13 protein-coding genes are annotated in these 14,067 nt (G+C 72.4%); 7 read left to right on the forward strand and 6 right to left on the reverse strand.

Features of this window, described 5'->3' with window-relative positions:
- The first annotated feature begins 91 nt into the window (after window positions 1-91).
- The 7 genes from AB0K82_RS40915 (at window position 92) to AB0K82_RS40945 (ending at window position 8,334) form a co-directional block, all read left to right on the forward strand.
- On the forward strand, window positions 92-1,081 hold the full coding sequence (locus AB0K82_RS40915; RefSeq protein WP_364408005.1) for an ABC transporter substrate-binding protein: 990 nt from the start codon (window positions 92-94) through the stop codon (window positions 1,079-1,081).
- A 10-nt stretch (window positions 1,082-1,091) separates the two neighbouring features.
- On the forward strand, window positions 1,092-1,901 hold the full coding sequence (locus tag AB0K82_RS40920) for an ABC transporter permease subunit (protein WP_364408007.1): 810 nt from the start codon (window positions 1,092-1,094) through the stop codon (window positions 1,899-1,901).
- Window positions 1,898-2,740 carry an ABC transporter permease gene (locus tag AB0K82_RS40925; protein WP_364408010.1) on the forward strand — a complete coding sequence of 281 codons (843 nt, stop codon included), beginning with the start codon at window positions 1,898-1,900 and terminating at the stop codon, window positions 2,738-2,740. Before AB0K82_RS40920 ends, AB0K82_RS40925 begins: the two co-directional genes overlap by 4 nt.
- Window positions 2,741-2,748: 8 nt before the next feature.
- Window positions 2,749-4,365, forward strand: coding sequence for a benzoylformate decarboxylase (gene mdlC, locus AB0K82_RS40930; RefSeq protein WP_364408013.1), 1,617 nt, complete (start codon window positions 2,749-2,751; stop codon window positions 4,363-4,365).
- Window positions 4,362-5,138, forward strand: a complete 777-nt coding sequence (locus AB0K82_RS40935) for an ABC transporter ATP-binding protein (protein ID WP_364408016.1) — start codon at window positions 4,362-4,364, stop codon at window positions 5,136-5,138. Before mdlC ends, AB0K82_RS40935 begins: the two co-directional genes overlap by 4 nt.
- Window positions 5,139-5,276: 138 nt before the next feature.
- Complete coding sequence (locus AB0K82_RS40940; RefSeq protein WP_364408019.1) at window positions 5,277-6,965, forward strand: thiamine pyrophosphate-requiring protein; 1,689 nt, start codon at window positions 5,277-5,279, stop codon at window positions 6,963-6,965.
- A gap of 94 nt (window positions 6,966-7,059) precedes the next feature.
- A complete protein-coding gene (locus AB0K82_RS40945; RefSeq protein ID WP_364408022.1) occupies window positions 7,060-8,334 on the forward strand; it encodes a flavin-dependent oxidoreductase in 1,275 nt (424 codons plus the stop codon).
- A gap of 77 nt (window positions 8,335-8,411) precedes the next feature.
- On the opposite strand, the gene AB0K82_RS40950 is transcribed toward AB0K82_RS40945, so the two are convergent.
- The 6 genes from AB0K82_RS40950 to AB0K82_RS40975 form a co-directional block, all read right to left on the reverse strand.
- Window positions 8,412-10,115 carry a bifunctional 3'-5' exonuclease/DNA polymerase gene (locus AB0K82_RS40950; protein ID WP_364408025.1) on the reverse strand — a complete coding sequence of 568 codons (1,704 nt, stop codon included), beginning with the start codon at window positions 10,113-10,115 and terminating at the stop codon, window positions 8,412-8,414.
- A 111-nt stretch (window positions 10,116-10,226) separates the two neighbouring features.
- The gene (locus AB0K82_RS40955) at window positions 10,227-10,763 is read right to left on the reverse strand and encodes a DUF4234 domain-containing protein (RefSeq protein ID WP_364408028.1); all 537 of its coding nucleotides are present in this window, start codon (window positions 10,761-10,763) and stop codon (window positions 10,227-10,229) included.
- Between the two features lie 101 nt (window positions 10,764-10,864).
- Complete coding sequence (locus tag AB0K82_RS40960) at window positions 10,865-12,361, reverse strand: metallophosphoesterase (RefSeq protein WP_364408031.1); 1,497 nt, start codon at window positions 12,359-12,361, stop codon at window positions 10,865-10,867.
- A gap of 110 nt (window positions 12,362-12,471) precedes the next feature.
- Entirely contained in the window at window positions 12,472-12,948 is a 477-nt protein-coding gene (locus tag AB0K82_RS40965; RefSeq protein ID WP_364408034.1) for a hypothetical protein, read from the reverse strand.
- A 129-nt stretch (window positions 12,949-13,077) separates the two neighbouring features.
- On the reverse strand, window positions 13,078-13,470 hold the full coding sequence (locus tag AB0K82_RS40970) for a YccF domain-containing protein (protein ID WP_364408037.1): 393 nt from the start codon (window positions 13,468-13,470) through the stop codon (window positions 13,078-13,080).
- Window positions 13,471-13,568: 98 nt separating this feature from the next.
- A partial coding sequence (locus AB0K82_RS40975) for a hypothetical protein (RefSeq protein WP_364408039.1) occupies window positions 13,569-14,067 on the reverse strand: 499 nt, incomplete at its 5' end.

Raw genomic sequence — 14,067 nt, forward strand, 5'->3', positions numbered from 1 at the left:
CGTTGTCGCCTGACATCCGCTCGCCCACGGTCCCCCTTCCCCATGCCCCCGCAATGCTCCAGCCTTCTTCCCCTCCTACATAAGGAGCGCCATGAGACGGTTCGGGTCTCGCCCCGCCCTCCTCACGAGTCTTCTTCTCACCGCAGCCCTCGCCGTGGGCTGCGGTGGCGGCTCAAAGTCGGACAACGACGCCAGCGGCCTTGAGAAGAAGACCATCACCGTCGCCTCGCTTCCCCTCGTGGACGCCGCCGGTCTGCATATCGCCGTCAAGCAGAAGTTCTTCGAGGCCGAGGGCCTCAAGGTCAACATCAAGCCGGTCGCCCAAAGCATCCTCGCCCTGCCCGCACTCAAGAACGGACAGGTCGACGTCATCGCCGGCGGCAACTACGTGACGTTCCTCCAGGCGAATGACACGGGTCAGTTGAAGCTGCGCATCCTCGCCGACGGCGCCGCCCAGGCGCCTCGCTTCATGGAGTTGCTGGTCCCGAAGGACTCGCCCATCAAGCAGCCGAAGGACCTCGAGGGCAAGACCGTCGCGGTCAACATCCCGAACAACATTCAGTCCTTGACCTTCAACGAGGTCCTCAAGGCGAACAACGTCGACCCGAACAAGATCAAGTATGTCAAGGTCGCCTTCCCGGAGATGGGTGCCGCGCTGCAGAAGCACCAGGTCGACGCGGTGCACACCGGTGAGCCGTTCGGCACCGACATCCAGCGGAAGCAGGGTGCCCGGATGGTCCTGGACGGCGGTGGCCCGCCGGTCACCGACCTCCCCGTGAGCGGCTACCTCAGCACGGAGGACTTCGTCAAGAAGTACCCGAAGACCGCCGCCGCCTTCCAGCGGGCCATCGAGAAGGCGCAGCAGCTGGCGTCCAGTGACCGCAAGAAGGTCGAGGAGGTCCTGCCCGGCTACACCAAGGGCATCGACGCCCAGGCCGCCTCGGTCCTCAGCCTCCCCGGGTTCCCGACCTCGTCGAACCCGACCCGGCTGCAGCGGCTGATCGACCTCATGGAGCAGAACAAGATGCTCAAGAACAAGCCGGACCCGAAGACGCTGCTCTTCACGCCCTCGGACAAGTGACCAAGGCAGTATGACAACGCACAACCCGCGATCCCGGCATCTCTCGCGCACCGGCAGGTGGCTGCGGGGGATCGCCGGGCTCGCGATCCTCGTCGCGGCGAGTGAGGCGCTCGGGCGGGCGGGCATCGTCGACAAGACCTACCTCCCCCCGGCGTCGACGGTCCTCGCCCGCGCGGTCGGTCTGGCGGCCGACCCGGACTTCATGACGAACGTCCTCAGCACGATCAAGGCATGGGCCCTCGGCCTGGCCATCGCGGTCGTCGGCGGTGTTCCGCTCGGCCTGCTCCTCGGCGGCCTCCCCGTCGTCGGCACCGCCGTCCGGGCGGTCCTGGAGTTCCTCCGCCCGATCCCGTCCGTAGCGCTGATCCCCCTCGTCAGCCTCCTCCTGGGCACCGGTCTCGCGACGGAGACGACCCTGATCGTCTACGCCGCCGTGTGGCCGGTGCTGTTCAACACCATCTACGGCCTCCAGGACGTCGATCCGGTCGCCAAGGAGACCCTGCGCACGTTCGGCTTCGGCAAGATCGAGATCATGTGGCGGGTCTCCCTGCCGGCGGCGGCGCCGTTCATCGCCACCGGCGTACGGCTGGCCGCGGCCGTCGCCCTGATCCTCGCGGTGGGCACCGAGATCCTGTCCGGCTTCGGCTCGGGCCTCGGCATCTTCATCGGCCAGGCCGAGCAGGGGCTCGACGGCGCGAGGGACGTGCTGGCCGGCACCGTCTGGGCCGGAGCGCTCGGCCTCGTCATCAACACCGTGCTGGTCCAGGGCGAACGCCGCCTGTTCCGCTGGCACGCCGCGCAGTCGGGAGGACGCTCGTGAGCGCCGCCGCCGTGGGCCGCCGCCCGAGCCGTTACGGCACGGGCCTGCTGACCGCCATCGTGCACCGCTGGATCGTCCTCGCCGTCGCGGTCGTCCTGTGGGAGGCGGGCACGCGGGCCGCGCACAGCCCCTCCTTCCCGCCGCCGTCGACGATCGTGGCGAAGATGTACCACCTGTGGTTCGCGGGTCCGGCCTCCCACCTGTTCCTGACCTCGGACGCCACGGGCAACCTCCTGCCGAGCCTGGGCCGGATGGCCGTCGGGCTGGCGGCCTCGATCGTCGTAGGGGTGGCCCTCGGCCTGCTGCTCGGCCGTTCGGACCGGGTGTTCGCCTATCTCGATCCGCTGTTCCAGTTCGCCCGCGTGATCCCGCCGCCGACTCTGGCGCCGGTCTTCATCGTGCTGTTCAAGCTGGGCTCCCAGATGCAGATCGCGTCGATCGTCTTCAGCGCGATCTGGCCGATCCTCCTCAACGCGGCGGACGGCGCGCGATCGGTGGACCAGCTGCAGATGGCCACCGCGCGGGTGTTCAGGCTGTCGTCCACCGACCGCCTGTTCAAGATCATCCTTCCGTCCACGCTGCCCAAGATCTTCGCCGGGCTGCGGCTGAGCCTGTCGCTGTCGCTCATCCTGATGGTCTTCTCGGAGCTGCTTCCCGGAGCCACGAACGGGATCGGGTTCCTGATGAGCGACGCCCAGAGCCGGTCCGACCTGCCCACGCTGTGGGCGGGCATCGTGCTGCTGGGGATCCTGGGATACATCCTCAACACCCTGCTGTTGGCGGCGGAGCGCCGCGCCCTGGCCTGGCACCGGGCGGCCCGCCGCGTCGACGCGACATGAGAGGCCAGATGACCGACGGGCTCACCGTCCGGGACGCCGTGTTCGACTTCCTCCGCGGCGTCGGGCTGACCACCTTCTTCGGCAACCCGGGCTCGACCGAGTTGCGGATGTTCGCGGGCTGGCCGGACGACTTCGGCTACGTGCTCGGACTGCAGGAGTCGGTGGCGGTCGCCGTCGCGGCCGGCCACGCGATGGGCACCGGGCGCGCCTCCCTGGTCAGCCTGCACTCCGCCGGCGGAGTGGGACACTCCCTCGGCGCGGTGTTCAACGCCTACCGCGACCGCGTGCCGATCCTGATCGTGGCGGGCCAGCAGTCGCGTGCCATGCTGCCGACACGTCCCTTCCTGTCGGCGGACGAACCCGCGCTCTTCCCCCGGCCGTACGTGAAGTGGAGCCGGCAGCCGGAACGCGCCGAGGACGTTCCCGCGGCGTTCGCCGAGGCGTACCACGTCGCCATGACCCCGCCGCGCGGACCGGTGTTCCTCTCGGTGCCCGAGGACGACTGGGACCGTCCCGCCCGGCCGGTCGAGCCCCGTGAGGTCCGTGCCGGGTTCGTCGGCGAGCCGGCGGCGCTGCGGGAGGTGGCCGACGCCCTGAACGCGGCCCGGGAGCCGGCGATCATCGTCGGCGCCGGCGTCGACGACGACGGCGCGTCGCCCATCGTCACCGAACTGGCCGAGCGCACCGGCGCGGCGGTATGGATCGGCCCGCTGTCCAGCCGGTCCGGTTTCCCGGAGGATCACCGGCTGTTCCGCGGCTTCCTGCCGCCGGTCCGCGACCAGCTCGCGCGTGCCCTCGAACCGTACGACGTGATCGTGTCGATCGGCGCGCCGATCTTCACGTATCACGTGCACACCGAGGGTCCGTACATCCCCGCCGGCGCGCGGCTGTTCCACCTCGACTGCGACCCCGCGCAGACGGCCTGGGCCCCGGTGGGCACCAGCGTGCTCACCACGATCCGGGCCGGCGTCACCGCGCTGCTGGAACTGGTCGAGAAGGCCGACCGGCCCGCGCCGCCGCCCCGGCTCCGGCCGCCCGCGCCACCGGCCACGGACCCCATCGAGCCCGCGCTGGTGATCGAGACGCTGCGCGGCCTGCTGCCGGACGACGCGGTCGTCGTCGAAGAGGTCCCCAGCCACCGGGACGTGCTGCACGACCGCCTGCCGATCACCCGGCCCGGCGGGTTCCTCACGACCGGCAGCGGCGCCCTCGGCTGGGGACTGCCGCTCTCCGTCGGCCGCGCGCTGGCGGGTACCGGACAGCGCGTCGTCTGCGTCGTGGGCGACGGTTCCAGCATGTACTCGATCCAGGCGCTGTGGACGGCCGCGCGTCACCGGGCGCCGGTGACGTTCGTGGTGCTGAACAACCAGGCGTACGAGGCCGTCAAGGCGCTCGGCCGCCGGATCGACATACCGGACGTTCCAGGCACCGACCTGGGCGGCATCGACTTCGTCTCGGTCGCCGCGGGGCTCGGGTGCCCGGGCCGCCGCGTCGAGCGCGCCGACGAACTGGGCGACGCGCTGTCGCAGTCCCTCGGCCATGACGGCCCGTTCCTCGTGGACGTGTCGGTGGCCGCGGGCACCTCCTCCGCCTACTCCTCCCCCACCGACTCCCGGACGAGGTGAATTCCGTGCTCCAAGTCGAGAAGCTCGGTCATTACTACGCCGATCACACGGCCCTGGAAGATGTGAACCTCGAGGTCGCCGAGGGCGAGCTGGTGAGCATCGTCGGGCCGTCCGGCTGCGGGAAGTCCACGCTCCTGCGCTGCATCGCCGGACTGATCCAGCCCTCGCAGGGCCGGATCGCGCTGAACGGCAAAGAGATCACCGACGTGCCCGACAACCTGGCCGTCGTGTTCCAGGACTACAGCCGTTCGCTGCTGCCGTGGCTGACCGTGCGCGACAACGTCGCGCTTCCCCTGCGCCGGCGCGGCAGGTCCAAGGCCGAACGCCAGGCGGCCGCGCTGGGCGCCCTCCAGGCCGTCGGCCTGGCGGACGCCGCGCACAAATACCCCTGGCAGCTGTCGGGCGGCATGCAGCAGCGCGTGTCGATCGCCCGCGCCCTCGCCTATCAGCCGGCCCTCCTCCTGATGGACGAGCCGTTCGGCTCGGTCGACGCGCAGACCCGCGAGGACCTGGAGGACCTCGTCCTGCGGGTGCGCAAGGACGGGATGACGATCCTGCTCGTCACGCACGACATCGACGAGAGCGTCTACGTCGGCGACCGGGTCATCGTCCTGGACCGGGCCCCGGGGCGGATCGTCGCCGACCTGGCCGTGGGCCTGCCGCAGGCACGCGACCAGATCACCACGCGGGAACTCCCGGAGTTCGTGCACATGCGGGCCGAGGTCGGCCGTCTCGTACGGGGCCAGGCGCCGCCCGGAGCCGACCTCCTCTGAGCCCCCGCGGATCCTCCGGAGGAACCGCCGCCCGCTGAGCCCACGCGGACCCCCGGACGCGCCGCCGCCCGCTGAGCCGCGGGCGGATACTGACTGCGAGTCGATCCGGCCCTCGCCCGCCATCCCGATGGAGAGACCTTGAGCGAAGAATTCCGCCCCCGCACCACGGCCGAGCACCTGCTGTGGCTGCTCCACCAGCACGGCGTCGACCACCTCTTCCTCAATCCCGGCACCGACTCGGCCCCCCTCCAGGAGGCGGCGGTCACGCTCGCCGAGGCGGGCGTCGGGATGCCGAAGATCATCACGTGCACGTTCGAGTCGGTCGCCCTCGCCGCGGCGCACGGGTACTGGCAGGTGACCGGGCGCCCGCAGGCGGTGTTCGTCCACGTGGACGTCGGCACGCAGAACCTCGGCGCGATGGTGCACAACGCGATGCGGGACCGGGCCGGGGTCGTCGTCATCGCCGGCAAGACGCCCTATGGGGAGGACCCGGACTCTCCCGGCGGCCGTTCGCACACGATCCACTGGCAGCAGGACGTGCCCGACCAGGCGGGCGTCGTCCGCGGGTACGCGAAGTGGACGTTCGAGGTGACCCGCCCGGACGTCCTGCCCCGGGCCGTCGGCCGCGCCGTGCAGGTCGCCCGCGGTGGCCGGCCCGGGCCCGCGTACCTCATGCTCTCCCGCGACGTCCTGATGGACCCGCCCGCCACCGGGCCGGGCCGGACGGGCGGGTACGCCGTGCCGCGCCCGCCCGCGGCGGACGCCGAGACGGTGCGGCGGATCGCGGACCTGCTCACCACGGCCGAGCGGCCACTGCTGATCAGCGCACGGACGGGTCGCCGTCCCGGCGGCTTCGAGGCGGTGACCCGGCTGGCCGAACTCGCGGGGGTCCGCGTCATCGACACGCCGGAGAGTGGATGCGTCAACATCGCCACCTCCCACCCGATGCACGTCCGCTCCGCCGGGGCCGCGCGCCGCGCCGTGGCCGAGGCGGACCTGATCATCGTCGCCGACTGCGACGTCCCGTGGATCCCCAAGTTCGTCCGGCCCGCCGAGGACGCCACGGTCGTGCTGATCGACGCGGACCCGGTGAAGGAGGACATGCCGCTGTGGACCTTCCCGGTCGACGTGGCCGTCGCCGCGCCCGGAGCGGTGGTCCTCGACCAGGTGGCCGCGGCCCTGGGGGACCTCGACCCGGCGGCGAAATGGCGCGGCGCCGGCACGGACGAGGAGCCCGCCGCCTCCGCCGGCGCGGGTGACGCGATCGTCGCCCGCGAGGTCTTCGAGGCGCTGAACGCCGTGCTCCGCGCGGACGACATCGTCGTCGAGGAGGCGGTCACCAACGCGGGAACGCTCCACGAGATCCTGGAGCGCAGCCTGCCCGGCACCATGGCCGGGACGGGCAGCCCGGGACTGGGCTGGGGCCTCGGCGGAGCCGTCGGCGTGAGGCTGGCGGCTCCCGAACGGCGCGTGGTCACGGTCGTCGGGGACGGCAGCTTCATGTTCGGTGTGCCGACGGCGGCCCTGTGCCTGGCCGCGGAGGCCGGCGCCCCCATCCTCGCGGTCGTGCTGAACAACGACGGCTACAAGGCCAGCAGGATGCCGGTCTTCGAGCTCTTCCCCGAGGGACGCTCGGCCGCGCGGGGCGACGCGGTCGGCACGCGGTTCCAGAGCCCGCCCGACTTCGCGGCCGTGGCCCGCGCGTGCCACGCCCATGGGGAGAGCGTCACCGACCGCGCGGACCTGGTCCCCGCTCTGCAGCGTGCCCTCAAGGCGCTGGAGGCCGGGAGCTCGGCGGTCGTGGACGTGCGACTGGCGCCGAACTGACCGCGTGGGCCGGGGCCGGTCCGCCCGGCCCCGGCCCGGTCGCGCCCGCCCGTCTCTACTTGGTGACACCTCGGGTCGAAGGAGGAACGCTCTCGTGGACGTGCTCATCGTGGGCGCGGGAATCGCCGGTCTGACGACCGCGCTGGCCCTGGAGAAGGCCGGTATCGGCGCGCGCGTCGTGGAGGCGGCGCCCGTGCTGCGGCCGCTCGGCGTGGGCATCAACCTGCAGCCGCACGCCGTACGGGAGCTGACCGAGCTCGGGCTCTCCGACGCCCTCGAGGCGACCGGGATCGAGACCCGCGAGATGATCACGACGGACCGGTTCGGCAACCGGATCGCCGTTCACCCCCGCGGCCGGTACGCCGGGTACGACTGGCCGCAGTACTCCATCCACCGCGGCGACCTGCAGATGTTGCTGGCCGACGCGGTGCGCGAACGCCTCGGCGAGGACGCCGTACGGACGGGGGCGTCCTTCGAGGGCTTCGAGGAGGACGCCGATGGGGTGACCGCGCGGCTGCGCGACCGCGGCCGCGGCGAGGTCGTCACAGCGCGCGCCGACCTGCTCGTGGGCGCGGACGGCATCCACTCCGCCGTACGGCGGCTGCTGCATCCGGGTGAGGGCGAGCCGTTGTGGAACGGCGTCCGCATGTGGCGCGGCGTCACCGAGGTCGAGGAGTTCCTGACCGGCGACACCATGCTCGTCATGGGCTCCCACAGTGTGGGACGCATGGTCCTGTACCCGATCTCCAAGAGGGCGGCCGAGCGCGGTCGCTGTCTGGTCAACTGGGTGGCGGAGGTGCGCGTCTCCGCCGACCCGCGGGACGGGACGGCCACGGCGAACTGGACGCGCGAGGGACGGCTGGAGGACGTGCTCCCCCACTTCGCCGACTGGTGCCACGACGGCTTCGACGTGCCGAGGCTGCTGGCGGACGCCGAATGGATCCTCGACTACCCCATGGCCGACCGCGACCCGCTCTCCTCCTGGGGCCGGGGCCGGGTGACGCTGGCCGGAGACGCCGCCCACCCGATGTACCCGGTGGGCTCCAACGGCGGCTCGCAGGCGATCCTGGACGCGCGGGTCCTCGCCCGGGAGCTGGCCTCCTCGGCGGCGGACCCGGTCGCCGGGTCGCGGTCGTACGAGGAGATCCGTCTCCCGGAGGCCAACGCGGTCGTGATGGCCTGCCGGAACATGCCGCTGGACAAGATGCTCGACCTGATCGCCGAGCGCGCGCCGGAAGGGTTCGCCCGGATCGAGGACATCCTCGACGCCGAGGAGGTCGCCAGTATGCGGGGGATCTGGAAGCAGACGACCGACCTGGACGCCGAGGCCCTGAACAAGCGGGAGTCCTGGGATCCCGTCGTCGGCTGACGCGGCGCGACCGGCCCGCCGGCGGCGCTCCGGCGGCGGGACCGAAGGTGAAGCGGCTCTTCAGCCCGAAGGCCGGGTCACTTGGCGTCCGCGTAGCACTCGACGGCGACGGCCTCCATCGGAAAGCGGACCGGGGTGTCGCCGAACACCAGACGGCGCGCCTCCGTCGCGGACTCCCGGATCGCGGCGGTCACCGCCTCGGTCAGCTCCCGGGGGGCGTGCACGATCACCTCGTCGTGCTGGAAGAAGACGAGCCGCGGGGCGACGTCGCCGGAGCCCAGCGCGGTCAGCCTGCGGCGCAGCGCCGCCAGCAGAACGAGCGCCCAGTCGGCGGCGCTGGCCTGGACGACGAAGTTGCGGGTGAACCGGCCGCGGCTGCGCACCGCCGATCCGCCGCCGTCCTGAACGGCGAGGTCACGCCACTCCTGGGACGGCGGCGGGCACGTGCGGCCCAGCCGCGACCGCACCACGCGGCCCGACTCCCCGGCGCGGGCCGCCGCCTCCACATAGTCGTACGCGGCGGGGAACCGGCGGCGCATCACCGCGAGCAGCTGCGGCGCCTCGCCGCTCGTCCCGCCGTACATGGCGGACAGCAGCGCGATCTTGGCCTTGTCCCGGGCGCCGCCGAAGACGCCCGCGAGCGCGGAGTAGAGGTCGCTCTCGCCCGCGGCGGCGGCGAACGCCTCGTCGTCGGCGAGCGCGGCCAGCACCCGCGGCTCCAGTTGGGCGGCGTCGGCGACCACGAGGCTCCATCCCGGATCGGCGACGACCGCGCGGCGCAGCACCTTCGGGATCTGCAGCGCTCCCCCGCCGTTGGTGGCCCAGCGCCCGGAGACGACTCCGCCGACGACGTACTCCGGGCGGAACCGGCCGTCGCGCACCCACGTGTCGAGCCACGACCAGCCGTGCGCGACGTAGAGCCGGGCGAGCTCCTTGTACTCCAGCAGCAGCCGGGCGGCCGGGTGCTCGACCTGCCGCAGCACGTGCGACCGGGTCGACGGGATCCGCACGCCCTCCTGCGCGAACGCCTTGACGATCTGCGACGGCGAGTCGGGGTTGATCCGCCGGCCCAGGGCCTCGCCGATCCGGTCCGCCAGCTGCTGCAGCCCGCGCGGCCGCAGACCGGGGGCCGGACGCGGGCCCATGAGTTCGGTGAGCAGCGCGTCGTGGACGTCAGGGCGCCACGGCAGACCGTCGTGACCCATCTCCGCGGCGACCAGCGCGCCCGCCGACTCGGCGGCGGCGAGCATCCGCAGCCCGGTCTCGGCGATCCGCCGCTGCTGCTCGGCGTGCACGGCCACGACGGCCTCGATGTCGTCCGACGGGCCCTCGTCGAACAGCGTCGGCAGGTCATGGGCGACGACCGGATCGTCCGGGACGGGCCGTCCGTGCAGGCGGGCCAGGGCCGCCGCGACGGAGCGCGGCTCGCCGAGGCGGCCCGCGTGGCCCAGCAGGAGCGTCTCGGTCAGCTCGAGGTCATGGCAGCGCGCGACGCGGACCCCGGCGCTGAGCAGGCGCGGGTAGAGGTCCGCGGTCGAGGACCACACCCAGCGGACGCCTCCGGTCCGTGCCGCGGCGTCACCTCGCGTCCCACCGGCCCTTGCCGCGGCGTCGCCGCGGGCGTCACCTGGCGCACCGCCGGGCCGGGACCAGGCGGCCTCGCGCCGGGCGATGGCCGAGACGAGGTCGGTGACCGGCTCGGCCGGTCCGGTGGGGGTGCCGTCCTCCGCGACCGGGCGCAGCACCCCGCCGTCCCCCACCGCGCCGACTGCGATCCGCATGGGTCGATTGTGCCCGGCCCCACCGACGAAACGGAGCGGTGGGGCCGGGCGGACGATGTGCCCCGAGGACGAAAAAAAGACCCTGTGACCAGGGTCTTCTCGCTGGGTCCCTCAGGCGGCGAGGGGGACCTGGGCGCCGGTGGGCGCGCCCTGGTACCGGTCGACGACCTTGTTGAGCTCGATCTGGTAGTACAGCGTGCCGAAACCGAAGAGGCCGAGCAGGAAGGCGAGGCCGCCGCTGCAGGTGGGCTGGAGGCCGGCCGCCTGCTGGGCGTTCCGGACGTGCCCGGCCAGCTTGATGTAGGTGACGAGCGGCCAGATGCCGAGCGTGATCCACCCGAACAGCAGCGAGCACAGCGCCATGCCCGCGCTGACCTGGCGGCGGCGGTCGAAGTTCGCCAGCTCGCTGTGCACGCTGTAGTACCAGACCAGGTTGTAGATGCCGAGGGTGATCAGCGGGAGGCCCAGCCACACGCCGACCGGGTTCCGGCGCTTCATCTGGATGCCCATGAGGGCCGGCTGCCCGTGCTGCGCGGGCACCATCTGCCCGGGATTCTGCGCCATGCCCTGGTAGCCGGGCTGCCCCTGGTACTGCGGCGTCGCCCCCGCGTACTGCGGCTGGTGCTGCTGCGGGTAGGGGTTGCTCATCAAGGCCTCTCCTGAGGTCGGGGGGTCGCGGCAGAGGGGTGCCGCCGTATGTGCGTCTCTCAGACGCGGCATAGGGCACCACGGTTCACGCGAACGATCCGTTACATCCGGAAATGGATCATCAGTTCGTCTTCGAGCGGCGGGTCCAGCTCGTGCTCCCGGCATCCGGTCGCGGCGAAACAGCGGATCCGCAAGCTCTCCGGCGTGACGTCGAGACGCAGGAAGCTCTTGAACAGGGGCGGCCGGTTCGAGTCGGACACCGGGGAGAGGAACCGCTGGTAGATGCGCCGGACGGGGAGGCGCAGGCGGGACCGGCGATGCGGCCGCGGCGGCACGCCGAGCAGCGACGCGACGATCCTGGCCCGCCACGTCACCGTCGCCCGCGTCTCCCGGTGCGGCGGTATCCCGAGCCGCTGTTCGATCACCGCGGCCGCCTCGTCCTCGGTGAGTTCGAAGAACCGCCGGAGCCGCAGCCTCCTGCCGTACAGCCTGCTGTAGAAGGCGAGGCAGTCGCCGCGCAGGGGGTAGCAGCGGAACTCCTCCTCGGAGACGCCGCCCACCGTCACGCGCGGGATCGTGTGCGTCGCGTGCATGAAGGCGCCGCCGCCGCCCGAGACGATGTACTCGATCACGCGGTCCCCGACCCGCACCGGATACCGCTGGTAGTTGTGGATGTCCCCGCCGATCGCCGCGACGTAGTTGCAGGCCGGGTCGCGGACGATCTCGTCCACGGTCCCGCCGCCCGCGATCGCGCAGGGATGCGACGCGTCGTCCACGTACAGCGGCTTGCCCGTGATGAGGATCTTCGGCTTGGGCCCCTGGGACACGCGGCGCAGCCACGCGCCCTGGTCGGCGTCGATGCCGCCGAGGATGCCCGTGTCGATCCCGATGACGCGGAGCGGGCCGGCGTCCATCACCCAGTACGGTCCCGGCTGCGCCGCCCGTTGCCCCGGCGCGGACCGCAGGGCCTCCGCCGCGGCGAGACGCCCCTCGTCGGCGACCTCGGGTTCCTTCCAGAACAGCCGCCGCCACCAGGCGGCCGACAACGGCTTGGGGCGCCCGTCCGAGGACAGCGGAGGCGCGCCGCAGAAGACGCGCATGAACCCGCCAAGACCGTCGTACCAGTCGTGGTTGCCCGGGACGGCGTAGATCGGGGCGTCGTAGCCCTGGTAGGGGCGGAAGAAGTTGGTGGGGTAGTCGTTCACGCTCCCCGTGGGGTAGATCACGTCGCTCGCGATGACCGCGAACCGCGTGCCCGCGCCGATCTTCTCGAAGCCCGGCACCACGGCGTACTGCGAGGCGTCCCCCTCGCCCGTGTCGCCCAGGATCATGAACGAGAAGGAGTCCGGGTCGTCGCGCTCGATCGCGAAGTCCGGAGAGACGCCCCGCGCCGACTGCTCGCGCACCCAGCGTGCCCGCTCATCGTCGGTCGGGTCGCCGAACCAGCGGGCGAGTACGTCGTTACGGGCCCGCCAGAGCGTCGAGGGGTTCGTCCACGACAGGGATCGCGCCCGGCTCGGCATCAAAGCGGTGTACGTTCCCGGCTCCTGGCACGTCCAGCCGGCACCGGCCGCGGAGTCGCGAGAAGAGGGGGGCACCCGGGCAACCTAGCAGTGAAGATCAGCCCGTTGCCGCCGTTCGGCACATTCCGGCCAGGTCGCCCGGACGTCCGGACAGGCCCCGGGCGGGTCGCGCCGGCCGCGGACCGTCAGGGCACGGTCGGTGGGTCCGGCCGCCAGGCGGGACGCGGCTCGAAGTCGTCCGGCCGCTGCGGCTCGAACCGCTCGCGCGGCGGCGGCCCGTCGCCCGCCGGACGCGGCTCGGACCGGTCGTGCGGCGCGGCGGGCGGCGATTCGTAGCGCCCCGGGGGCGGTGGTTCGTACGACGCCGGGGGCCGCTCCCCGCCGCCCGCGGCCGGGTCGTACCGGCCGGCGGGCGGGGGCTCGTACTGGCCGGTCTGCGGCAGCGGCGGCCGGAGCTCCGGCGCCGCGCTCAGCAGCGCCTCCGCCAACGTGGCGATCTGGTCCGACGGCAACCGGAAGGTGCCCTGGCACACACCGCCGTTCCAGATGCTCAGCACGACGACCCCCGCGTCGGGATGGCGGCTGAGCCGCAGCGCGCGGTCCGCTCCCCGGGAGTCGAAGAACACGTCGCCCTGCTTGGGCAACGGCGTGGCCGCTGACATGGGGCAAGTGTGTCCCGGTGACCAGCGGCTGTCCAGCCCGCGAACAAAGAGGATGATCTTTCTCACCCGAGACTTTGTCCCCCGGAACCCGGCGGCAGGGGGTGGATCGACCCCGGCCCTACCCGCGGCTCAGGCGAAGGCCCGCGGGTCGTCGGTGGAGACGATCTCGCGTCCCAGCGGCACCAGCGAGACCGGGATGAGCTTGAAGTTCGCCAGGCCGAGCGGGATGCCGATGATGGTGACGCACAGCGCGATCCCGGTGAGCACGTGACCGATGGCCAGCCAGAGCCCGGCGACGAAGAACCAGATCACATTGCCGATCGCCGACATCACCCCCGCGTCGCCTCGCCGCACCACCGTCTTGCCGAACGGCCACAGCGCGTAGGCCCCGATCCGGAACGCGGCGATCCCGAAGGGGATCGTGATGATGAGGACGCAGCAGACGATCCCGGCCAGGAAGTAGCCGAGTGCCAGCCACAGCCCGGCGAAGATCAGCCAGATGATGTTCAGGATGGTGCGCATGGCCCCTTTTCTTCCCAACCGGTCGCGTCTCGTCCGTACGCTCTGACATACGTTATGACGCGTTCTCGCGGTCGGCGGTTCCCCGGATGGCTCCCGGGTCACCGGGGGCGGACGAGGGTGGAGACCCGGGCGGTGTCGTCGTCGGGCACGGGGTCGGGCACGCCGCCGACCGCCGCGATCCGGCCTCGGGCGACGAGCTCACCGCGGGCGTCCGGCAGCACCCTGACGTCGAACCGCGCGGCCAGCGACCGGCCGGGTTCGAGACGGCGCACCACCAGCGCGGCCTCCCGGTCGCCGTTGTACCCGTCGACGCCCGTCGGCAGCCAGGCCCCGGTCCGTACGGTGCCCGGGGGCAGCACGCTGCGCACCGTGATCGGGCCGGGCGCGCCGGGCCCGTGGTTGGTCAGCCGCACCGAGTACGAGAACCGGCCGCCGGGCCGGACGGTGGGCGGCGCGGCGATGGACAGTTCGAGGTCGGCCGGGCGCACCGTGGCGTCGCCGGACGGCCGGTCGACCGGGTACCGCGAGGGCCGGTCGGCCTCTTCAAGGCCATCGCCGAGGGCAAGTACGACCACCTCCCGGAGCAGGCGTTCTTCA

The organism is Actinoallomurus sp. NPDC052274 (genome assembly GCF_040679475.1).
Classification (GTDB): Bacteria; Actinomycetota; Actinomycetes; order Streptosporangiales; family Streptosporangiaceae; genus Actinoallomurus; species Actinoallomurus liliacearum.